This window comes from Promicromonospora sp. NPDC090134, from assembly GCF_044746965.1.
Classification (GTDB): Bacteria; Actinomycetota; Actinomycetes; order Actinomycetales; family Cellulomonadaceae; genus Promicromonospora.
The window spans coordinates 232,747-253,862 of the sequence record NZ_JBIVCZ010000005.1; the positions used below are offsets into that span (position 1 = coordinate 232,747).

Below are 21,116 nucleotides of genomic sequence, written 5' to 3' on the forward strand. Positions count from 1 at the left end.
ACCCCGGTGGGGGTGGGCCGCGACCACCCCTGGTGCTGCCAGAGTCTGGTGGGAACCGCTGTATCCGCCCGTCACCGCAGGAGGTCCGGAGATGACCGAGCTGGACGTCGGACCGATCGACTACCTTGCCGTCGAGTTCCCAGGAAGCAGGCTGCAGGGCAAGGGCCTGGCCGCGCTGCTGGACCTCGTCGAACGCGGGATCATCCGGATCCTCGACCTCCGGGTCGCGAGACGGACCGAGGAGGGCGACATCGTGGCCGTCGCGCTCACCGACCTGGACCACGACGGCACGCTCGACCTCGCCGTGTTCGAGGGCGTGGGTTCCGGGCTGCTCGACGACGAGGACCTGGCGCAGAGCGTCGCGCTGGTGGCCCCCGGCGACGCCGTCGGCCTCATCGTGTACGAGAACACGTGGGCCGGCCCGTTCGTGACGGCCATGCGGGAGGCCGGGGCGCAGGTGATCGCCACGGGCCGCATCCCGGTCGAGGACGTCGTCGCGGCGCTCGACGCGCTGGAGGCGGAGCAGACGGCCCCGTCGACGACACCGACGACACAGCCTGAAGGGACGACGTGATGGGACTTCTCCGAGGTGTGGCACGTACCGCTGTCGTGGCAGGTACCGCGACCGCGGTGTCCAACCGGGTCTCCCGGCGGCAGGCGAACCGCTGGGCCGGGCAGCAGGAGGCGGCACCGCCGCCGCAGGAGACCTACGCGGCGCCCCCGCAGCAGGCCTACGCGGCGCCCCCGCCGCCTGCGCCGGCTGCGTCGGAGGACGTCATCGCGCAGCTCGAACGGCTCGGCAAGCTGCGGGACGACGGCGTCCTCACCGACGCCGAGTTCAGCGCGCAGAAAGCCAGGCTCCTCGCCGGTTGAGGTCCTTGCCGGCTGGCGTGGCCCTGCCGGCCGAGGGGTGGGAGCCGCCGCGCCCGCCCGGGAGGTTCTACCGCGTCGCGGCGAAGCTGTCCCGAGACGGAGGCAACTGATGAGTGCGATGGACGCTTCTCACGAAGCCGGGGTCGAATCCTCGGCCGAGCCGCCGACCCGGGCCGAGGCGCGGGCCCGGGCGAAGGTGCCGGCGACGGCGTGGATCTCCTGGGTCGCGCTCGCCATGATGACCACCAGCTCGGTGGCGAGCCTGCGGGCCGCGCCGACCATGGCGGTCTACGGGCTGGCCTGCGTGTTCCTCTACCTGGTGCCGGCCGTGGTCTTCCTGCTGCCCACGTCGCTCGTCTCCGCGGAGCTCGCCTCCGGCTGGAAGGGCGGTGTGTACAACTGGGTGGCGCGCGGTATCTCCAAGCCCATGGGCTTTCTCGCCGTGTGGTGCCAGTTCGCGATGACGATCTTCTACTACCCGAGCCTGCTCGGTTTCGTCGCCAGCACACTGGCCTACGTCATCAACCCGGAGCTGGCGAGCAGCGGCGTGTGGACCGCCGCGGTGATCATCATCGTCTACTGGAGCGGCGTCTGGGTCTCGTCGCGCGGGACCAAGGGGGTCGCAGGTCTTGCGAGCTGGGGCCTGATCATCGGCACCCTGATCCCCGGCGTCGTGCTCGTGCTGCTTGGGACCGTGTTTCTCGGCCAGGGCAACGAGTCGGCCGCGCCGATGACGGCCGACAACATCTTGCCGGTGTGGGCGGGGCTCGCCAGCCTCGTGCTGATCGTGAACAACTTCCTGTCGTACTCCGGCATGGAGATGAACGCGGTGCACGTCTCGTCGCTGAAGAACCCGGGCAAGGAGTACCCGAAGGCGATGTTCCTGGCGATGGGGATGGTGCTGCTGATCTTCATCCTCCCCGCCCTGGCGATCAGCTGGGTGGTGCCGGCCGACGAGCTGTCGCTCACCGCCGGCGTGATGCAGGCCTTCGACGCGGTCTTCGCCAACTTCGGGGCGCAGTGGCTCACCCCGATCGTCGGCGTCATGCTCGTCGCGGCATCCCTCGGCGGGATGCTCACCTGGCTCGCCGGCCCGTCGAAGGGCCTGCTGCTGATCTCCCGGCAGGAGGGCTACCTGCCACCGTTCCTGCAGCGGCTCAACAAGAACGGGGTGCAGCAGAACATCCTGGTGGTCCAGGGCATCGTCACGACGGTGATCGGCCTGATGTACGCGCTGATCCCCGACGTCTCGAGCGCCTACTGGATCTTCTCGGTCATCACCACGCAGGTGTACCTGATCATGTACCTGCTCATGTTCGTCGCAGCCCTCGGGCTACGGCGCAAGTACCCCGACCATCCGCGCGGCTTCCGCGCGCCGATCCTGGGCACACTCTGCGTCGTCGGCTTCGTCGCGTCCCTCGCCGCCCTGCTCGTCGGGTTCGTGCCACCGTCCCAGTTCGGGGGCGGGAACGCGGGCGTCTACTTCGTCATCGTGGGTGGTGGCGCCCTGGGGCTCGGGCTCCTCGTCCCCTTCCTGTTCTACCGGCTGCGCAAGCCGTCGTGGAAGCAGGACGCGCCGACCGAGGAGGCGACCGAGGCATGAGCACGGTCGACGAGACGCAGCCCCGGGGCGAACGCCGGGTCCTGTACGTGGTGGTGGGCGCCGCGATCGGCGTCCTGATGGTCCTCGCCCTGATCCTCTACCGTTCGGCGGACCAGAGCCGCGACGCCGAGGCGAGAGCCGACGAGCTGATCGTGGCCCTCGACGACGCGGGAGCCATGGTCACGCCGTCGCAGGACCAGATCGTGAACGTGCTCGGCGACGACGGCGGGGCGGTCTGCGCCAACCCGAACGACGCCCTGAGCAGGGCGACGCTACAGGCGCAGCTCGCGAACGGGGCTGCCGGACCAGGTGCGCGTCCCGTGATCTCGGACCGCAACATCCTGCGGGGGCAGCTGCTGATCATCGAGATCTACTGCCCCGACGAGCTCGAGGAGTTCCAGCAGTACGTGGACGACCTCACGACCGACGACGTGGTGGGCTCGTGACCACCGACCTCCGCGCCCTGGTCGACCAGGAGATGCCGCGGGTCCGCGCCGAGCTCGCCGAGCTCGTCGCCATCCGGTCGGTCGCGGACCCCCGGCAGTTCCCGCCCCAGGAGTGCGACCGGGCTGCGCAGTGGGTGCTCGCCCGGTTCGCCGAGGTCGGCTTCCAGGACGCGCACCTGGAGCGGACGGCGGACGGCAGCATGGCGGTCGTCGGCTCGCGGCCCTGCGCCGACCAGGCCGCGCCCACCGTGCTGCTCTACGCGCACTACGACGTGCAGCCGCCGCTCGACGAGTCCGCCTGGCGCACGCCGCCCTTCGAGCTCACCGACGCCGACGGCAGGTGGTACGGCCGCGGCAGCGCCGACTGCAAGGGGAACATCGTCATGCTCCTGGCCGCGCTGCGGGCGCTCGGCGAGCCGCCGGTGCACCTCAAGCTGGTCGTCGAGGGCTCGGAGGAGCAGGGCACGGGCGGCCTGGAGGCGTTCGTGCCCGAGCATGCCGACCTGCTGCGCGCCGACGCCGTCCTCGTGTGCGACACCGGCAACGCCGCCGTAGGGCAGCCCGCGGCGACCGTCAGCCTGCGCGGGATGGTCAACGTGGTGCTGACGCTCCAGGCGCTCGGGTCGGAGGTGCACTCCGGCATGTTCGGGGGCGCCGCCCCCGACGCGCTGGCGGCCCTCGTCGCGGTGCTGAGCACCCTGCGCGACGGCAACGGGGACACCACGATTGCCGGGCTCGACCACCGCGGGACCTGGCCCGGTGAGGATTACCCCGCCGATCGGTTCCGGTGGGACGCGACCGTGCTGGAGGGCGTCTCCCTGCTCGGCGACGGCAGCGTCGCGGACCTGCTCTGGGCGCGGCCCGCGCTGACGATCCTGGGCATCGACTGCCCGCCGGTGGTGGGGTCCGCCTCGGCGATCACACCCCGGGCCTCCGCCCGGCTGAACCTCCGGATCCCGCCCGGCACCACGGCGGACCAGGCCCGGACGGCGCTCGAGCGCCAGCTCCGCGCGGCGGCGCCCTGGGGCGTCGCCGTCCAGATCACGGTCGAGGCGGAGGGCGAACCCTTCCTCGCGGCGGTCGACGGCCCCGCGTTCCACGCGCTGGCCGGCGCCCTCGAGGAGGCCTACGGCAGGCCGATGGCCCGGCTCGGGCAGGGCGGGTCGATCCCGCTCTGCAACGTCTTCGCGGAAACCTACCCCGGGGCGGAGATCCTGCTGGTCGGCGTCGAGGAACCGCTCGCGGCCATCCACGCCCCGAACGAGAGCGTGGACCCCACCGAGATCGCGAACATGGCGCGCGGCACGGCCCGCTTCCTCCAGCGCTACGCGGAGGCCGCCGCCCACTGACCGTCCGGCGTCCGCTCCCGGACGGTGCTCGCGCAGGCCCTCGACGTCGAGAGCCTGCGCGAGCACCTTTTCGCGGCGGACCCTTGCGCACGTTCCATCCCTTTCGATAGTGTCCCGCTCATCGACACAGCAGTCCCGATGATCGGGACAGCACACAATGAGGTGGGGATGTGGAGATGAGTACGCTCACGCGCCGCGCGGTCCTGCGGGCGATCGGCGCGGCCGGGCTCGCCGGCGTCGCGGCGACGATCGCGGGCTGCGCGCCGACGATCGGGACGGCGCGGTTGCCGCGGGTCCCCGCGGCCTACGACGGGCCGCCGGTCACGCTGAAGTTCTGGAACGGTCTCACCGGCGGCGACGGGCCGGTCATGCGGACCCTGATCGACCAGTTCACGCGGGAGCACCCGCACATCGGCATCGACATGTACGCCCTGCCGTGGGGCGACTTCTACCAGAAGTTCCCCGCCGCGGTGACGAGCGGGCTCGCGCCGGACTTCGCCCTCATGCACAACTTCCAGGTGGCGACCAACGCCGCGCGGAAGGTGATCATGCCGGTCGACGACGTCCTGGAGACGGTCGGCCTCGTGGAGTCCGACTACCTCCCGGTCGTCTGGGGCTCCGGCGTCTACCGCGACCAGCGGTGGTCGCTGCCGCTGGACATGTGGCCCGACTCGCTGTTCTACAACCGCCGGGTGCTGGAGCAGGCCGGGCTGGACCCGGACGCGCCGCCGACGGACCGCGCCGCGTACGAGCACGCGCTCGACGCGCTGGCGTCGGCCGGGATCCAGGGCCACTGGCTGCCCGCCGTCGACCCGCAGGGCGTGGGGCGCGGCTTCGACTCCCTGCTCTGGCAGTTCGGCGGCGAGCACTATGACAGCGCTGGCAGGGCCGCGACGTTCGGCGCGCAGGCCGGCGTGGACGCCCTCACCTGGCAGCAGTCCCTCATCCGGGCCGGCTGGAGCCCGCGGAACGTCAGCGGCTCGGACGCCTCGATGGCGTTCAAGAACGACCAGAACGCGTTCCTCTGGGGTGGCCCCGGCGCCCTCATCAACGACCTCGGCTCCGTCGAGGGGCTCGACTGGGACGTCGCGCCGCTGCCGCAGATCGGCAGCGGGCGAGCGGCGTTCTCCGGCTCGCACCAGTTCGTGGTCGCGCGCCAGCCGCGGTTCGACGCCGACCGCCTCGCCGCCGTCGTGACGTTCCTCGGGTGGATCCTCGCGAACTCGATCGGCTGGGCCACCGCGGGGCCGGTTCCCGCCCGCCTGCCGATCCTGGACTCGCCCGAGCTGGCTGAGCTGACAGCGCAGTCACACGTGGCCGAGGGGGTGGAGCACATCCGGTTCTACCCGCTGGTGCCGGGGATCGCGGAGGTGCAGACGACCATCCTGTACCCCGCGATCGGCGACGCCCTGCTCTCGCTCGGCGACCCCGCAGCGGCCCTCGGGACCGCGACGACCCAGGCGTCCTTCCTGCTCCAGGAGAACGCCGAGAAGTACGGGAGGGCCTGACATGACCGCCACTGCCGTCCGCCCGGTCAGCCGGGCCGCCACCACCTCCGCCGTCGTCTCACCCAGCCGGCCGCGACCCTGGACGCCCTACCTCTTCCTCGCGCCGTTCCTGCTGATATTCGGCACGTTCGTGCTGGTCCCCGCCGTGTCGGGGCTCTGGATGAGCCTGCACAACTGGGACTTCTTCCTGCCCGACCGGCCGTTCGTGGGCCTGCAGAACTACGTGGACCTGTTCACCCCGGACGCGCTGGTGGCGCAGCAGTTCTGGGAGAGCATGCGGGCCACCGGGCTGTTCGTGGTGCTCTCGGTGCCGCTGCTCATGGCCATCCCGCTCGGCCTCGCGCTGCTGCTCAACCAGCGGTTCCGCGGGCGCACCTTCTTCCGGGCCGTCTTCTTCGCCCCGTACGTGCTGGGCGTCAGCGTGGTCGGCCTGCTCTGGCAGTACCTGCTGAACGGCAACACCGGCCTGATCAACGGGTACCTCGCGGAGCTCGGTGTCACCGAGGCGGTGCCGTGGCTGACGACGACGCCGTGGGTCTGGGTCTCGCTGGTGGGCGTCACGATCTGGTGGACCATGGGCTTCAACTCCGTGGTCTACCTTGCGGGCCTGCAGAACGTGGACGAGGCGCTCTACGACGCCGCCAAGGTCGACGGCGCCGGCCGCTGGCAGCAGTTCGTGCACGTGACGATCCCGCAGCTGCGGCCCGTCATCCTCTTCGTCCTGACGATGACGGTGCTGGCCTCGGCGAACATGTTCGGCCAGTCCTACCTGCTCACCGCGGGCAACCCGTCGAACGAGACGCGCACGGCCATCATGTTCATCGCCGAGGTGGGCCTGGAGCAGTTCCGCATGGGCCTCGCCGCCGCGATGAGCTACCTCCTCGCCCTGCTGCTGATCGCCGTCAGTGCCCTGAACTTCCTGTTCCTGCGACAGAAGGAGAGCTGACGTGGCGACCACCGTCGTTCCCCCCGGCAGCACCACCCGCCCGCCCACGACACGACAGCCGGCGCCCCGGCGCCGGCGCGACGAGGCGACCGGCCGCGGCGTCGTCGGCACGCTGCTGCTGTACGCGATGCTGCTCATCCTGTCCGTTCTGATCCTGGCCCCGCTGCTGTGGATGCTCTCGACGTCGTTCAAGACGACGGGCGACGCCACGGCCCTGCCGCCGCAGTGGATCCCGCCCACGCCCAGCGTCGAGGGCTACACCCGGCTGTTCGCCGACGCGCAGGCCCCGCTGCTGCGCTGGCTCGGCAACTCCGTGCTGGTCGGCGTGCTGCACACGGTGCTGGTGCTCGCCACGGCGTCGGCGGCCGCGTACCCGCTGGCCCGGATGCGGTTCCGCGGCCGCCGGCTGATCTTCGGGCTGATCATCGCCACGCTGTTCGTCCCCGGCTTCGTGTTCCTCATGCCGAACTACCTGATCGTGGACGGGCTGGGCTGGCTCGACAGCGTCTGGGCGCTGGTGGTGCCGGGCGCGGCGAGCGCGTTCGGCGTGTTCTTCCTGGTCCAGTTCTTCCAGAGCCTCCCGGCGGAGCTCGAGGAGGCGGCGCTCATCGACGGCGCCAACCGCTGGCAGATCTTCGTCCGCGTGGTGCTGCCCCTGTCCCGGGCGCCGCTCGCGACGCTCGGCCTGCTGTCGTTCCTCGGGAGCTGGAACGACTTCCTCTGGCCGCTGTACGTGCTGTTCAACCCGGAGCAGCTCACGCTCCCCGCGGGCCTGGCGACGCTGCGCGGCGCCTACGCCACCGACTTCCCGGCGGTCATGGCGGGAGCGGCGATCGCGAGCGTCCCGGTACTGATCCTGTTCGCGTTCGTCCAGCGCTACGTGATCGCCGGCGTCGCCCGCTCTGGTCTCAAGGGATGAGCAGGTGCCGTGCAGAATGGCAGCGTGACTGACTCGAGCAACCGGACCCCCGCCGACGGCGGGGCCGCCGGCACCCTCGCACGCGGCCTGGACCTCGTCGAACGGATCGCGGCGACGCCGGGCCTGACCGTCCAGCGGCTGGCCGCGGACCTCGGGCTCAGCCGCAGCGCCGCCTACCGCATCGTGGGCACGCTGCGGGAGCGCGGCTACGTGGTGGGCGAGACCGAGCTGCGGCTCGGCCCCGTGGTGATGCGCCTGGGGCTGCAGGCGCTGGACGGCCTCGACGTCCACGCCGTGGGGCCCGACCATCTGCGCGAGCTCGTCGCCGAGACCGAGGAGACGGCGTTCATCGCCATCTTCGACGACGACCAGATGTGCTACGTGATGCAGCAGGAGGGGCCGCAGGTGGTGAAGGTGGTCTCCAAGCTGGGCAGCCGCGCCCCGCTGCACGCGTCGGCGCTCGGCAAGGCCTACCTGTCGGCGCTCCCGCCGTCCGAGGCCCGGGCGATCGTCGACCGCATCCCGCTGACCGGCTACACCCCGACCACCCTCACCACCGCGCCCGCGCTGCACGCGGAGCTCGACCACATCCGCGACCGCGGCTGGGCCCTCGACGACGCCGAGCGGGAGCCCGGCGTGCGCTGCGTCGCCGCGCCGATCCTCGGTGCGGGCGAGCTCCCGGTCGCCGCGATCAGCGCGGCCGGGCCCCGGGACCGCATCGTCGCGGCCCAGCCCTCGATCGTGGCGGCCGTGCGTCGCACCGCCGCCCGCCTCTCCGTCGCGCTCGGCGCGGCACCACCGCCCGACCTGACCTGATTGGACCCCATGGCCTCCGCAGACCCCCGCATCCGTTCCGTCCGGCTCGCCTCGCTGGAGACCCGCTACCCCCGGACCGTGGGCCGCAACGCCCGGCTCGGCAGCCATGGCGCCGGACCCGACTCGCACGTCGCGGTGCTGGTCACCGACGACGGCCGGGCCGGCTGGGGACTGTTCGAGGGGCCGCCGGGCGACGTCGCGCGGGTCGAGGGGCGCCTGCTCTCGGAGCTGATCGACCCCGCAACGGGCATCCTCGACGCCGCGGAGCACTGGCTCGACATCGCCCTGCACGACCTGCTCGGCGTGGTGCACGACGCGCCGGTGCACGCGCTGCTCGGCGGGCGGGGCGCCACGGACGTGGCGGTCTACGACGGCGCGATCTACTTCGACGACCTCGACCCGGACGACGCGCCGCGCGGCGTCGGCGTGCTGATCGAGGAGTGCCGGGCCGACGCCGCGCTGGGCTTCCGCGACTTCAAGCTCAAGATCGGCCGCGGCAACAAGTGGCTCTCCCGCGCGGCCGGCGACGCCCGCGACATCGAGGTGACCCGCGCCGTCCGGGACGCGTTCCCGGACGCCCGCATCCTGGTGGACGCCAACGACGGCTACGACCGCGACGGGTTCGTCGCGTACCTGGAGGCCGTCGCCGACGTGGGGCTGTACTGGGTCGAGGAGCCGTTCCTGGACGACGCCGACGACCTCAAGGCGCTGCGCGCCTGGCTCGACGCGCACTCGCCGGACACCCGGATCGCGGAGGGGGAGACGTCGCCCGACGTCACCGCGCTGCTGCCCGTGGCCGCGGCGGGCTCGATCGACGTGCTGCTCATGGACGTGATGTCGTACGGCCTGACCGCCTGGCGCACCCTGATGCCCCGCCTCAGGGCCGACGGCGTGCACGGCTCGCCGCACGCCTGGGGCCGACCGCTCAAGACCCGCTACGCCGCGCACCTCGCGGCCGGCCTCGGCAACGTCGAGGTGGTCGAGGGGGTGCCGGGCACCGTGGCCGGCGTCGACCCCGGACTGCTCACGCCCGTGGACGGCGTGCTGCGGCTGGGTGACGCGCCCGGCTTCGGCATCCCGGTGCCGGACGACGCCCACCTGCGCCCGATCGGCTGATCAGCTCGCGAGGGCGGCGACCTCCCGCACGGCGTCGGCGACGGCGCGGAAGTCCTTGTTGAGGATGGCGCCGTGGTTGCTGGGCACCTTGGCGCTGATCTCGATGTTCGGGTTGCCCGCGGTCGTCGCCGCCAGGCCGGCGCGGATCTGCTCCTGCTCGTCGCCCTTGCTGCCGAGCGACGTCCCCGAGGCCACCACGTACCGCACGGGCACGCTGATGCCGTTCAGCACCGGCGCCAGGGCGCTCTCGCGGGACAGCTTGCCGAGCTCGATGTTGCTCTCGGCCTGCTCCGCGGCGGTCATCCGCGGCGTGATGCCCGTGATCCGCAGCGGGACGGTGAACCAGCTCATCCGGCGGAACAGCTTGCGGATGCGGACCTCCATCGCGTCGTCGAGCCAGTCGTGCGGGAAGGCGCCGTCGACCAGGACCGCGCCCACGGTGCGTCCCGGATTCCGCTGCGCCCAGTGCGCCGCGACGACCGCCCCGTAGGACCAGCCGATCACCAGCGCCCTCTCCACGCCGCGGGCGGCGAGGACGGCGTCGACGTCGCGCACGGCCGCCTCGAACGAGTAGTCCGCGGACGTCCCGGACTTCTTGCCGCGGGCGCGCTCGTCGAACGTGATGTGCCGGTATCCGGTACCCAGGTCGGCGATGGTCCTGCGCCAGTAACCCTGGGTGGCGAACTGGCCGTTCAGGTAGACGACCGGGAGGCCCGTGCCGCCCGTGTCGGTCACGGCCAGGGCCGTGTCGTCGACCGGCACCAGGCCGGACCACGCGGTGCTGGTCGAGGAAGCGCTGTCGTTCTTCATGTTCTCCACCTGTCGGTTCGTGGTGCGGGAGTGGTGCTGGTCGGTGCGTGGTGCTTAGTCGCGTGGTGCCGTCGTGCCGTCGTGCCGTCGTGCCTGTGGTGCCGGCCCGGTCGGCCCGGGCCGGCACCGCCCCGCTCAGAGGCTGCGAGCGGAGATGTCGCCGTAGGCGGTCGTCGCGCGGAGGTCGAGCACGGCGGCGCCGTCGTTCTTGAGGGTGTTGCTGATGCGGCCGAGGGTCGTCCCGGCGTCGAGGGTGGCCGAGACGCCGGCGCTCGCGGCGACCGTGATGTCGCCGGCCTGGGTGTTGAGCACGACCGAGCCGCTGGTGGCCTCGGCGATCCGGATGTCGCCGCGGGCGGTGCTGATCTCCGCGGGACCGGTGAGCCGGCCGACCTCGACGTCGCCGTCGATCGCGGTGAGGCGCAGGCTCGCCGCCTCGTCGATCTTGATCTGCTGGTAGGCGCCCTCGAAGACGACGGCACCGAGGCGGCCGACGGCGCGGAGCTCGGCGGCCTCGGACGTGCCCTCGAGACCCGAGCCCGCGGGGAGCTGGACGGTGACCTCGACCGAACCGGCGTGGCCGACGAGCTTGTTGCGGGGCTCGGCGGTCCGGATCTGCAGCACGCCGTCGGTGTAGGTGACGGTGGTCTGCTCGGCGGTCTGGACGTCGCGGCTCTTGGCGGGGTTGGTGGGCCGCACCTCGACGGTGGTGTCGGCGCGGTCGGCGGCGATGAGCTGGACCCGGCCGGCGGGGATCTCGATGACGGTGGAGATCGGGGCGGGGGTGGCGAAGTTCTGCATGGTGATCGGCTCCTGTGCTGGTGGCTTCCCGGTGTTTCTGACATCGCAAACGCTACGTTGCTTTCCAGATCGAGGCAACATGGTTGTTGCGTTGTACACATATAAGAGCAGGTCAGAGCGCACAAAATGTTGCAACGGCTCGGAAAGTAATGCAACGCAACGCACTGTGAGCATTGCAATGGCTCTGCAGTGAACGCTATGCTGGGCAGGCAGGGGACATCACGAGGGCTACGGAGGGATCGCGATGCCGGGAGGCAGACTCACCAAGCAGGAGCGCCAGCAGATCGCGCTGGGCCTGGCAGACGACCTGTCCTACGCCGAGATCGCCCGGCGCCTCGACCGCCCGACCTCCACGGTCACGCGCGAGGTGCTGCGCAACGGCGGCCCGGGGGGCTATCGCGCGGAGCTGGCCCACCGCGCCACGGAACGCCGCGCCCACCGGAGCCGGCAGGCCACGCCCCGCGGTGCCCAGGCACTGCCCCAGGCGCACGGCCGCGACGCCGCGGCGGTGGCCGACTTCGAGGAGACGCTCACCACCGTGCTCATGGCCTCGGGCCTGCCCAAGATGACCGCCCGCGTGCTGACCTGCCTGTTCACCACCGACGCCGGCAGCGTCACCGCCGCGGACCTCGTCCAGCGCCTCCAGGTCAGCCCGGCGTCCGTCTCCAAGGCCATCACGTTCCTCGAGGGCCAGGGCCTGGTGCGGCGGGAACGCGACGAGGGCCGCCGCGAGCGGTACGTCGCGGACAACGACGTCTGGTACCAGTCGACGATCGCCAGCGCCCGGGCCAACGACCAGCTCGCCGAGACCGCCCGGCAGGGCGTCGTCGTGCTCGGGGCGAGCACGCCCGCCGCGGCGCGCCTGGAGAACATCGCCAGGTTCCTCGACTTCATCAGCGAGAGCATCGTCCGCGCCGCCGAGCAGGCCCGCGAGGTCCTGCACACCGGTCCCGTGCAGACGCCGGACGACGCCGGAGCCGCGCCCCGCGACAGCTAGTGCAACGCCAGCTTGAGCCCGATCATGGCGACGCCCAGCAGCCCCGCCGCCAGGGTCGCGGCCAGGCGCCGGCTGCCCGTCAGCCCGCCGTCGGTGCTCATGCGCCAGCCCACGACCAGCAGCAGCGCGAGGTTGACCAGGAGGGCGATGTCGACGGCGACGTCGGCCGGCACCCGCAGCACCGCCTCGATCAGCAGCACGACGACGGGCGCCGTGCAGGCCGCGATGAGCGGCAGCCCCTCGGCGAGCACGTGCCGGCGCTCGTCGGGGTGCAGGGGGCGCCGCGCGATGGACCGGGCGGCGATGAGGTGCGCGTACGACTCGGCGCACCAGTAGACCAGCAGCGTGCCGCCCAGCAGCCCGGCGACCCGGACGAGCCCCAGGTCCGCGGGGGCGGACGCGAGCACGGAGCCCGTGATGACCAGCCCGTACAGGTACGCGGCGCGCTCCTTGAGCGACTCGCCCCGCTCGGCGGGCCCGGGGTCTGCGGCGGCGTGGCGTGGCCGCGGTCCGTCGGTACGCACGGTGTCCGCGCCTACTGTCGTGCCATGGCGACGCGGAGTCGCTCCTCGGGGCTGATGTAGTGGTCGTGGTCGTCGCTGCCGAGGTCGATCTGCACCCACTCGATGCGGCCGGTGAACCGGCTCGTGCCGGTGCCGTAGGCACCGGAGACGCTCGTCCCGGACTCGTAGCCGATGTCGGTGGTCTCGTCGGCCGAGAACACCAGCGGCTGCGTCGCCTCCACCCGGCCCCGCCCCACGGGCGTCCCGTCGTGGAACAGGGTGACGTCGCCGCCCTTGCCCAGCCCGCCGCCGTCGTAGGCGAACTCCGCGCGGAGCTGGTGCTTGCCGGACGGCACGGGCTCGTCGGCGGCGACGTCGTACGTGCGGATGCCGAGCACGTTGTAGGTGAACGTCAGCCGGCCGCCCGTGGTGTGCACGGACCAGCCGCCGAACCGCCCGCCCTGTGCGATGAGCACGCCGGAGGCGGCGCCCGGGGCGACGTCGACCTCGGCGGTCACGGAGAACGACTTGTTCTTGACGCTGACCACGCTGTTCTCCGACAGCCGGCCCATACCGGGGAAGAAGAGCTGGGAGTCGCCGCGGATGAGGGTGGGCCGGCCGGCGAGCTCGGGGACGAGCCGCTCGGCGGTGCGGTCGTCCATCGGCAGCACGTTGTACTTCGTGGCCTCGATGAGCCACAGCCGCTGGAGCCTGGCGAGTGCCTCGGGCCGCTCGGCGGCGAGGTCGTGCGCCTGGCTGAAGTCCGTCGTGCCGTCGTACAGCTCCCAGACGTCGTCGTCGAACGCGGGCGGCGGAGCACCCGTCATCGCCCACGGTGTGCGGTGCTTGGTGACGGCGCTCCAGCCGCGGTCGTAGATCCCTCGGTTGCCGAACATCTCGAAGTACTGCAGGTCGTGCCGTTCGGGTACGGCGGCGTCGCCGAACGCGTAGACCATGGAGGTGCCCTCGATCGGCGCCTGCAGCACACCGTTGACGGTGGTCGGCTCCGGCAGCCCCGCGGCCTCGAGGATCGTGGGCGCGACGTCGATGACGTGGGCGAACTGCGTGCGGAGCCCGCCGCGCTCGGTGATGCCGCCGGGCCAGTGCACGATCGTCCCGTTGCGGGTGCCGCCCCAGTGCGAGGCGACCTGCTTGGTCCACTGGTACGGGGTGTCCATGGCCCAGGCCCAGCCCACCGCGTAGTGGTTGTAGGAGCTGGGCGAGCCGAACTCGTCCATCTTGGACCGCATGAACTCGGGTGTCTCCAGGGCGGCCATGCCGTTGAAGTTCGCCATCTCGTTGAAGGCGCCGTTGACCGTGCCCTCGGCCGAGGCGCCGTTGTCACCGATGATGTAGTACACGATCGTGTCGTCGAGGACGCCCAGGTTCTCCAGCGTGTCGATCACCCGGCCGACCTGGACGTCGGTGTGCTCCAGGAAGCCCGCGTACACCTCCATCTCGTGCGCGAGCACGGGCTTGAGGTCGTCGGGCATGTCGTCCCAGGCGGGGATCTCGTCGTGCCGCGCGGTGAGGTCGGCCTCGGGCGGGATGACCCCGAGCTCCTTCTGCCGCGCGAACGTCCGCTCGCGCTGCACGTCCCACCCGTCGTCGAACCGCCCGCGGTACTTCTCGATCCACTCCGGCGGGACGTGGTGCGGGGCGTGCGTCGCGCCCGGGGCGAGGTAGACGAAGAACGGTTTGTCGGGCATCAGGGCCTTCTGCTGCCGCACCCACGAGCACGCGTGGTCCACGAGGTCCTCGGTGAGGTGGTACCCCTCCTCAGCGGTCGCCGGGGGCTCGACCGGCGTCGTCCCGTTGTACAGGGCGGGGGCCCACTGGTTGTTCTCGCCGCCGATGAACCCGTAGAACGTCTCGAAGCCCCCGCCCCCGGTCGGCCACGCGTCGAACGGACCCATCGGCGACGACTGCCACACCGGGACCTCGTGGCACTTGCCGAACTGGGCGGTCGAGTAGCCGTTCAGCCGCAGGGTCTCGGCCAGCGGGGCCTTCGTGTTGGGGCGCAGCGAGCTGTTCCCGGGCGCCGACGTGGCCGTCTCGGTGATGCTGCCCATGCCCACGGAGTGGTGGTTGCGGCCCGTCAGCAGCGCCTGCCGCGTCGGTGCGCACAGCGCCGTGGTGTGGAACCGGTTGAACCGCAGGCCGCCCGCGGCGAGCCGTTCGGCCGTCGGCGTCGAGCAGGGCCCGCCGAACGCGCTCGACGCCCCGAACCCGACGTCGTCGAGCAGGACGACCAGCACGTTGGGCGCACCGGGCGGGGGCAGCAGCGGCTCGATCTGCGGGTACGACGTGTCGGGATCCTTCGCGTCGTACGTCGTCAGGCCCGACGGCGGCCGGTCCGGGATCGGCAGCATGGTGCGGGCGTGCGTGTCGGGACGCATGGGGGCTCCGCTTCGTCGCAGTGAGGGGCCCTTTGCACGCTAGGACGGCGGCGACGCCGCGCCTTCCCACAAAAAAGGTGAGTTCGTCAGGCCAGCGCGTCGAGAACCGACGTGGGCGGCACGAAGAACGTGGTGCCGGTCTGCGGGGTCGAGAAGTCGAGGATCCGGTCGTGGAGGCCGGGCGGGTCGCCGACGAACATGCGCTCCAGCATCCGCTCGATGACCCACAGGTGGCGGGAGTAGCCGATGAAGTAGGTGCCGAACTCGCCGTGGCCGGGGCGGCCGAACGGCATGTTGTCGCGCAGGATGTCGTGCTCGCCGTCCTCGTCGGTGATCGTCGCGAGGGTCTTGTGGGACTTCTGGCCGGTGACCGCGTCGTCGAGCTCGACGCCGTCCGCCTTGGTGCGGCCGATGATCCGCTCCTGCTGCTCGGCCGTCAGGGCCTGCCAGGCGGCGAGCGTGTGCAGGTACTTCTGCACGACGACGTAGCTGCCGCCGGCGAACGCCGGGTCCTCGTCACCCACCAGGGTGGACTCCGGCAGCTCCGCGCCCACCGGGTTGGCCGTGCCGTCGACGAAGCCGAGCAGGTCGCGGGTGTCGAAGTAGCGGAACCCCGACACCTCGTCGGCGGTGGTGACCGCGGTGCCGAGTGCGGCGAGCAGCAGGCGCTCCAGCTCGAAGCAGAGGTCCTGACGGTCCGACCAGATGTGGAACAGCAGGTCACCAGGGGTGGAGACCGCCGTGTGCGTGGCGCCGACGATCTCCCGGAACGGGTGCAGCTCGGCCGGCTGCTCCCGCCCGGTCAGCCCCGTCCAGATCCGGCTGCCGATGCCGACGGTGCACGAGACCGGGTTCGCCAGGTCGCGGAAGCCGACGGTCTTGACCAGCCCGCCGAGGTCGGCGAGCACGTCCCGGACGGTGCTCATCGCCTCGTCGCCGTCGGCCACGACGAGCGTGAGGAAGACGGCCGACCGGCGCAGCGGGGCGTCCACGCCCTGCGGCGAGACGGGCGCGCCGTAGGTCGAAGGGGCGGTGTCTCCGCTGTTCTTGCTGTCCGGCATGCCGGAAGGTTACAGCGCCGCCCGCCAGGCCTCGGCCAGCGCCGCGACCGACGGCCAGCGCTCCTCCCGGTCGGGGTGCACCGCGCGGTCGGCGATTGCGAGCTGCGCGGCCGAGCCGGACCAGGCCGCGGGCGACCGCGTCGCGTCGTCGCCCAGGAAGGTGTGCGCGAGCGCTCCGAGCGCGAAGACGTTGGTGACCTCGTCGATCGGCGCGCCGAGCACGTACTCCTCGGGCGACATGAAGCGCGACGACCCCCACATCCGCCCCATGCGGTTGACCAGGGGAGCGTGCTCGTAGAAGTCGAGGTCGCACAGGACCACGCGCCCGGTCCCGGGCTCGATCATCACCGAACCGTCGTACAGGTCGACGGCCACCCAGCCGCGCGCGGCCGCGTGCGCGTGGAAGTCGTAGACCTGCCGCACCGCGTCGACCCGGACTGCCAGGTCCAGGGACCGCACCACGTGCGACTGCTCGAACTGCCGGCCGACCGGCGTCGCGTCGGTCCAGTCGAACACCAGGGCGTGGCCGGTCCCGACGTCGACGGCCTCGCGCAGGGTCACGAGCGTGGGGTGGGCGAGCGCCCGGTAGACCTCGGCGGCCCGGCGGGCCCGGGCGGCGGCCGTGTCGACGTCACCGTCGTACCGGAGGGTCGGCGCGCCCGCGTACTTGACGAACACCCGGCCCGCGGGCCCCTCGACACCCAGGCAGAGGTTGCCGGAGTCCTGCTGGTCGAGCACCGCGAACACGGTGCCCCAGCGGGCCGAGAACGACAGGTCGTGCGGTGCGCGCAGGTGTACGGGCAGGCCGTCGAGCTCGGTCACGATCACCCGGGGGAGCCTAGTGGCCCTGGTCTCGGAACTCGCCCGCACCCACGGGGCGCAGGCCGGTCGGCGGGCGTACCGTCGAATCGCGGCGGCGCAGAGTCTCCGCACCCACCCCGCGGCGACGGAGGAACGATGAGCACCACCGGCACGCCCGCCCCGCGCGAACCCGAGCTGGCCGGCCAGACCGTCGTCGTGATCGGCGGCAGCGCGGGCATCGGGCTCGAGACCGCGCGCCGCGCCCGGACCGAGGGTGCCGACGTCGTCCTCACCGGCCGGGACCCGGCCCGCCTGGAGCGCGCCGCGGCCGACGTCGGAGCGCGGCAGACCGCCGCCTTCGACGCCACCGACACCGCCGCCCTCGCGCGGTTCTTCGCGGAGCTGCCCGATCCGGTCGACCACGTGCTGATCACCGCAGGCGGTCCGCACTACGGGCCCCTGCTGGAGATGGGCGCCGCCGAGCTGCGCGACGCCCTCAGCGACCACATGGTCGTGGCCCTGGAGGTGGCACGCAACGTCGCCGGCCGGCTGCGGCCCGGCGGGACGCTCCTGCTCATGGGCGGTACCGGGGCGCGGCGGGTCGGCCACGGCCTCGGGATCGCCTCGGCCACCACCGCCGCCCTGCCGTCGTTCACAGCGGCACTCGCGCTCGAGCTGGCACCGGTCCGGGTCAACCTCATCGCCGCGGGCTTCGTCGACACCCCGCTGTCGGCGTCGCTGCTCGGCGACCGGCTGGACGAGCGCCGCGCCGAGCTGCGGGACACCCTGCCGATCGGACGGGTGGTCGGCCCGGCCGACGTCGCTGCGCTCGCGGTCCACCTCATGAGCAACACCGCGCTGACCGGCGCGACCTACGACATCGACGGCGGTCAGCAGTTCGTCTGGTGACCCGCCCGGTGAGGAGCACGACATGAGCGCGGAGCAGTTCCACGTCCACGAGGTCTCACCGTCCTACTGGCGGGTGACCTTCGACAACGGCCCCGTCAACCTGCTGGATCCCGACACCGTCGAGCAGCTCGGGGCACTGGTGGACCGGATCGAGATGGCACCCGACCTCACGGTCGTCGTGTTCCGCAGCGAGACGCCCGGCTACTTCATGGCGCACTGGGACTTCCTGTCCGACACCGCTCGCGTCGTGGCGATGCGGCCCGGGCCTACCGGCCTGCACCCGTACCTGGACAACTTCGTGCGGCTGAGCCGCGTGCCGGTGGCGACGATCTCGGAGATCCGCGGCCGGACCCGCGGCGCGGGCAGCGAGTTCGTCCTGGCCACGGACATCCGGTTCGCGTCCGAGCAGGCGGTGCTCGGCCAGTTCGAGGTCGGCGTCGGCGCCGTCCCCGGGGGCGGGCCGATGGCGCGGCTCGGTCGGCTGGTCGGCCGGGGCCGGGCGCTGGAGATCCTGCTCGGCGGTGAGGACGTCCCGGCCGCGCGGGCCGCCGAGTACGGCTACGTGAACCGGCTCGTGCCCGACGGCGAGCTGGAGCAGGTCACCGACGCGTTCGCCCGCCGGATCGCGGCCTTCGACAAGGTGGCGGTGGCGGGCATCAAGCAGCTGGTCGATGTGGCGACCCTGCCTGCCGACGCCGAGCTCGCCCGTGGTCTCGAGGCGTACTTCGCCACCGCCGGACGCCCGGAGCACCGGCCGTTCGTCGGCCTGCTGCTGGAGCACGGCCTCCAGCGGCCCGACGGCGTCGAGGCCGACCTCGGCACCGCGATCGGGCGGCTGCGGCAGGGCGAGGGCGGGTCCTGAGCGGCAGTCTGCCCGGCGCGGTCGGCAGTCTGTCCTTGGCGTCGGCAGTTGGCATCGAGGTCGGCACAGGCCTGTGCCGACCTCGATGCCAACTGCCGAACGAACGGGGCTGCGCTACCGCAGCTGGGCGTGCAGGTCCTTCAGGTCCGTCGCGTACAGGTCGAACGTGTCGTCCGGGCCGGGCGCGTCGCCCGTCGGGCCGGGGCACGTACGCCGTCCGCAGGCCGGCTGCTGCCGCACCACGCAGGTCCCAGGCGTGCGCGGCCACCATGAACGGCGGGCCCGACGTCGCGGGCACGCTGCCCAGGGCGAGCTCGTAGATCTCCGGGGCCGGCTTGTACGTGCCCGCGTCCTCGGCGGACAGCACCTGGTGCCAGCGCAGCCCGGCGCTCGCGCTCAGCCCGGTCAGGGCGCGGCGGCTCGCGTTCGAGAGGCCGAGCACCGTGACGTCGGCGGCGAGCCGGTCGAGGCCCGCCACCGTGTCCGGCCAGGGCTCCAGCCGTTCTGCGGCGTCGGCCAGTGCGGTGGCGGCGTCGGGCGACAGGAGGCCCTGGCCGACCAGCGCGGCGAGGGCTTCGCGGTCCAGCACGTGGCTGGGGGCGAACTGCCGGCTGCCCTCGACGATCGCCCGCTCCTGCGCGGCGACGTGGTCGAGCCAGCGCCCGACGACGTCCGCCGCGGCGTCGGCGTCGGACCCGGTGGCCTCGGCGACGCGCCGCCGCAGGCTCCCGGCCTGGTCCACGAGGGTGCCGAGCACGTCGAGGACGACGGTCGGCCGGGCTGTCCGCTCCAGGGCAGGCTGCATGGGCCCCACGCTAGCCGCCGACGTCGGCAGTCTTTCCTTGAGGTCGGTACTTGGCATCGAGGTCGGCACAGGCCTGTGCCGACCTCGATGCCAACTGCCGACGTCGAAGTCCGGACCGCCGAACCCGGCGGGGCTACGGGGCGCTGTGCAGGCCCCGCAGGGTGTGCTCGAAGCTGCGGACGAAGCCCTCCCGGTGCTGCGGCTCGCAGGCGCGGGCGATGATGCCGCGCTCCCAGATCAGCACGTACACGTCGGCCGCGGTCAGGTCGGCCCGGATCGCGCCGGTCGCCTGGGCGTCGGCGAGGAACCCGCCGGCGACCTCGCTGGCGCGCTCGCACAGCGCCGTCAGCGCCCCGGAGCCGGGCTGGGTGCGCAGCAGCACGTCGTTGGCGGCGGGCTCGTCGAACGCGACCAGCCAGATCTGGCGCAGGTAGCCCTCGAACCGCTCGACGGGGTCCTCGATGGCGCCGACCTCGGTGATGATCCCGGCGATGCGCTCCGCGAACAGCTCCTCGACCACCGCGTCGATCAGGCCCTGCCGGCCCCCGAAGCGGTGGTAGATCGTGCCCTTGCTGACCCCCGCGGCCCGCGCCACCTCGTCCAGCGGGCTGTTCAGCCCGCCCGCGCGGAACACGTCGAGGGCGGCCAGCCGGATGCCCTCGACGTTGCGCTGCGCGTCGGCGCGGAGTCGCGGCGGGTCCGAGGTCATCGACCGATCGCCGCCCCGGTGGCGGCGGGGGAGCCCACCGTCTCGTTCCAGCTCGTCTCCAGCGTCCGTAGGAACGACTCCACCGGCTGCGCGCCGGAGACCGCGTACTTGCCGGCGAACACGAAGAACGGCACGCCCGTGATGCCGTACTGCCGGGCCTGCCGGATGTCGGCCTCGACGGCGTCGGCGAACTCCTCGGAGGCGAGGGCCGCGAGGGCGGCGTCGCGGTCCAGGCCGACCTCCGCGGCCAGGCCGCCCAGGACCTGGTGGTCCGCGACGTTCAGGCCGTCCGTGAAGTAGGCCTGGAACAGCCGCTGGACCATCTCGTGCTGCTTGCCGTGGCGGGCCGCGAAGTGGCTGAGCTGGTGTGCCGTGCGCGTGCCGACGGCCTTCGCCTGCTCGAAGCGGTAGTCCAGCCCCAGCTGTCGGCCGCGCTCCGCGATCTGCTCGTGCATGGCCGCCGCCTGCTCGCGCGGGAAGCCCCGCTCGGCCGCGAGCAGGTCCATGAGGTCCACCGGCACGTCGTCGGTCAGCTGCGGCATCAGCAGGAAGCTGTGGTACCGCACCTCGACCTGGGAGGAGTGCGGGAACTGCTCCAGGGCCTGCTCCAGGAGCGCGTCGCCCATGTAGCAGAACGGGCACATCACGTCGCTCCACACGTCGATCACGAGCTTGTCGGCGGCCCGGCCGAACGCACCGGCCATCAGGAGCACACCCCGTCCACGGAGCAGACGCCGAACGCCTCGCCCACGGGCAGGAGCTCGAACGGGGAGGGGGCGGCCGGGGCGGCGTCGGGGGTCACCTCTGCCGGGGCCGGGACCACGGCCTCGACCACGGGGGCGGCCTGCACGACCGCGTCACCTGTCTTCATGGTCAAGGACGG

23 protein-coding genes and 1 pseudogene are annotated in these 21,116 nt (G+C 72.4%); 13 read left to right on the forward strand and 11 right to left on the reverse strand.

The window, feature by feature from the left end; all coding sequences use genetic code 11:
* Window positions 1-91 precede the first annotated feature (91 nt).
* The 10 genes from ACIPN7_RS15720 to ACIPN7_RS15765 all read left to right on the forward strand — a co-directional run bounded on the left by ACIPN7_RS15720 (window position 92) and on the right by ACIPN7_RS15765 (window position 9,576).
* Window positions 92-574, forward strand: a complete 483-nt coding sequence (locus ACIPN7_RS15720; protein ID WP_400543799.1) for a DUF6325 family protein — start codon at window positions 92-94, stop codon at window positions 572-574.
* A complete protein-coding gene (locus ACIPN7_RS15725) occupies window positions 574-873 on the forward strand; it encodes an SHOCT domain-containing protein (RefSeq protein WP_400543801.1) in 300 nt (99 codons plus the stop codon). Before ACIPN7_RS15720 ends, ACIPN7_RS15725 begins: the two co-directional genes overlap by 1 nt.
* A gap of 109 nt (window positions 874-982) precedes the next feature.
* A complete protein-coding gene (locus ACIPN7_RS15730; protein ID WP_400543803.1) occupies window positions 983-2,476 on the forward strand; it encodes an APC family permease in 1,494 nt (497 codons plus the stop codon).
* Entirely contained in the window at window positions 2,473-2,922 is a 450-nt protein-coding gene (locus ACIPN7_RS15735; RefSeq protein WP_400543805.1) for a hypothetical protein, read from the forward strand. The genes ACIPN7_RS15730 and ACIPN7_RS15735 overlap by 4 nt, the downstream gene beginning before the upstream one ends.
* Window positions 2,919-4,271 carry a dipeptidase gene (locus ACIPN7_RS15740; RefSeq protein WP_400543807.1) on the forward strand — a complete coding sequence of 451 codons (1,353 nt, stop codon included), beginning with the start codon at window positions 2,919-2,921 and terminating at the stop codon, window positions 4,269-4,271. The genes ACIPN7_RS15735 and ACIPN7_RS15740 overlap by 4 nt, the downstream gene beginning before the upstream one ends.
* Window positions 4,272-4,447: 176 nt before the next feature.
* Window positions 4,448-5,779 carry an ABC transporter substrate-binding protein gene (locus ACIPN7_RS15745; RefSeq protein ID WP_400543810.1) on the forward strand — a complete coding sequence of 444 codons (1,332 nt, stop codon included), beginning with the start codon at window positions 4,448-4,450 and terminating at the stop codon, window positions 5,777-5,779.
* Between the two features lies 1 nt (window position 5,780).
* A complete protein-coding gene (locus ACIPN7_RS15750) occupies window positions 5,781-6,725 on the forward strand; it encodes a carbohydrate ABC transporter permease (RefSeq protein ID WP_400543813.1) in 945 nt (314 codons plus the stop codon).
* Between the two features lies 1 nt (window position 6,726).
* Window positions 6,727-7,644 (forward strand): carbohydrate ABC transporter permease, encoded by a 918-nt coding sequence (locus ACIPN7_RS15755; RefSeq protein ID WP_400543816.1) that lies wholly within the window; start codon window positions 6,727-6,729, stop codon window positions 7,642-7,644.
* Window positions 7,645-7,668: 24 nt separating this feature from the next.
* Window positions 7,669-8,460 carry an IclR family transcriptional regulator gene (locus ACIPN7_RS15760; protein WP_400543819.1) on the forward strand — a complete coding sequence of 264 codons (792 nt, stop codon included), beginning with the start codon at window positions 7,669-7,671 and terminating at the stop codon, window positions 8,458-8,460.
* Between the two features lie 9 nt (window positions 8,461-8,469).
* Window positions 8,470-9,576 carry an enolase C-terminal domain-like protein gene (locus ACIPN7_RS15765; RefSeq protein WP_400543822.1) on the forward strand — a complete coding sequence of 369 codons (1,107 nt, stop codon included), beginning with the start codon at window positions 8,470-8,472 and terminating at the stop codon, window positions 9,574-9,576.
* Here the strand turns inward: ACIPN7_RS15765 and ACIPN7_RS15770 are convergent, their stop codons facing one another.
* Together ACIPN7_RS15770 and ACIPN7_RS15775 are read right to left on the reverse strand one after the other, a co-directional pair.
* On the reverse strand, window positions 9,577-10,386 hold the full coding sequence (locus ACIPN7_RS15770) for an alpha/beta fold hydrolase (protein WP_400543825.1): 810 nt from the start codon (window positions 10,384-10,386) through the stop codon (window positions 9,577-9,579).
* Window positions 10,387-10,521: 135 nt separating this feature from the next.
* Window positions 10,522-11,187, reverse strand: coding sequence for a DUF4097 family beta strand repeat-containing protein (locus ACIPN7_RS15775; RefSeq protein WP_400543828.1), 666 nt, complete (start codon window positions 11,185-11,187; stop codon window positions 10,522-10,524).
* A gap of 244 nt (window positions 11,188-11,431) precedes the next feature.
* Here ACIPN7_RS15775 and ACIPN7_RS15780 point away from each other — a divergent pair, with 244 nt between their 5' ends.
* On the forward strand, window positions 11,432-12,184 hold the full coding sequence (locus tag ACIPN7_RS15780; protein ID WP_400543831.1) for a helix-turn-helix domain-containing protein: 753 nt from the start codon (window positions 11,432-11,434) through the stop codon (window positions 12,182-12,184).
* On the opposite strand, the gene ACIPN7_RS15785 is transcribed toward ACIPN7_RS15780, so the two are convergent.
* The 4 genes from ACIPN7_RS15785 to ACIPN7_RS15800 all read right to left on the reverse strand — a co-directional run bounded on the left by ACIPN7_RS15785 (window position 12,181) and on the right by ACIPN7_RS15800 (window position 16,975).
* A complete protein-coding gene (locus tag ACIPN7_RS15785; protein WP_400543834.1) occupies window positions 12,181-12,708 on the reverse strand; it encodes a hypothetical protein in 528 nt (175 codons plus the stop codon). The two genes, ACIPN7_RS15780 and ACIPN7_RS15785, sit on opposite strands and share 4 nt — an antisense overlap.
* An 11-nt stretch (window positions 12,709-12,719) precedes the next feature.
* The gene (locus ACIPN7_RS15790) at window positions 12,720-15,086 is read right to left on the reverse strand and encodes an arylsulfatase (RefSeq protein ID WP_400543837.1); all 2,367 of its coding nucleotides are present in this window, start codon (window positions 15,084-15,086) and stop codon (window positions 12,720-12,722) included.
* An 86-nt stretch (window positions 15,087-15,172) separates the two neighbouring features.
* Window positions 15,173-16,147 carry a Dyp-type peroxidase gene (locus ACIPN7_RS15795; protein ID WP_400543840.1) on the reverse strand — a complete coding sequence of 325 codons (975 nt, stop codon included), beginning with the start codon at window positions 16,145-16,147 and terminating at the stop codon, window positions 15,173-15,175.
* Between the two features lie 9 nt (window positions 16,148-16,156).
* Window positions 16,157-16,975 (reverse strand): hypothetical protein, encoded by an 819-nt coding sequence (locus tag ACIPN7_RS15800; RefSeq protein ID WP_400543843.1) that lies wholly within the window; start codon window positions 16,973-16,975, stop codon window positions 16,157-16,159.
* Between the two features lie 129 nt (window positions 16,976-17,104).
* On the opposite strand from ACIPN7_RS15800, the gene ACIPN7_RS15805 reads away from it, so the two are divergent.
* The gene (locus ACIPN7_RS15805) at window positions 17,105-17,857 is read left to right on the forward strand and encodes an SDR family oxidoreductase (protein ID WP_400543846.1); all 753 of its coding nucleotides are present in this window, start codon (window positions 17,105-17,107) and stop codon (window positions 17,855-17,857) included.
* Between the two features lie 22 nt (window positions 17,858-17,879).
* Window positions 17,880-18,719, forward strand: coding sequence for an enoyl-CoA hydratase/isomerase family protein (locus ACIPN7_RS15810; RefSeq protein WP_400543849.1), 840 nt, complete (start codon window positions 17,880-17,882; stop codon window positions 18,717-18,719).
* 114 nt (window positions 18,720-18,833) lie between these two features.
* On the opposite strand, the gene ACIPN7_RS15815 is transcribed toward ACIPN7_RS15810, so the two are convergent.
* From ACIPN7_RS15815 to ACIPN7_RS15835, 5 genes and pseudogenes are all read right to left on the reverse strand, one after another.
* Complete coding sequence (locus ACIPN7_RS15815) at window positions 18,834-18,959, reverse strand: hypothetical protein (protein WP_400544421.1); 126 nt, start codon at window positions 18,957-18,959, stop codon at window positions 18,834-18,836.
* A 13-nt stretch (window positions 18,960-18,972) separates the two neighbouring features.
* Window positions 18,973-19,581, reverse strand: a pseudogene (locus ACIPN7_RS15820) (HAD-IA family hydrolase); the annotation flags it as partial.
* A 76-nt stretch (window positions 19,582-19,657) separates the two neighbouring features.
* Window positions 19,658-20,233, reverse strand: coding sequence for a TetR/AcrR family transcriptional regulator (locus ACIPN7_RS15825; protein WP_400543851.1), 576 nt, complete (start codon window positions 20,231-20,233; stop codon window positions 19,658-19,660).
* Window positions 20,230-20,937, reverse strand: coding sequence for a DsbA family oxidoreductase (locus ACIPN7_RS15830; protein WP_400543854.1), 708 nt, complete (start codon window positions 20,935-20,937; stop codon window positions 20,230-20,232). Before ACIPN7_RS15830 ends, ACIPN7_RS15825 begins: the two co-directional genes overlap by 4 nt.
* Window positions 20,937-21,104 carry a hypothetical protein gene (locus tag ACIPN7_RS15835; RefSeq protein ID WP_400543857.1) on the reverse strand — a complete coding sequence of 56 codons (168 nt, stop codon included), beginning with the start codon at window positions 21,102-21,104 and terminating at the stop codon, window positions 20,937-20,939. Before ACIPN7_RS15835 ends, ACIPN7_RS15830 begins: the two co-directional genes overlap by 1 nt.
* Window positions 21,105-21,116 lie beyond the last annotated feature (12 nt).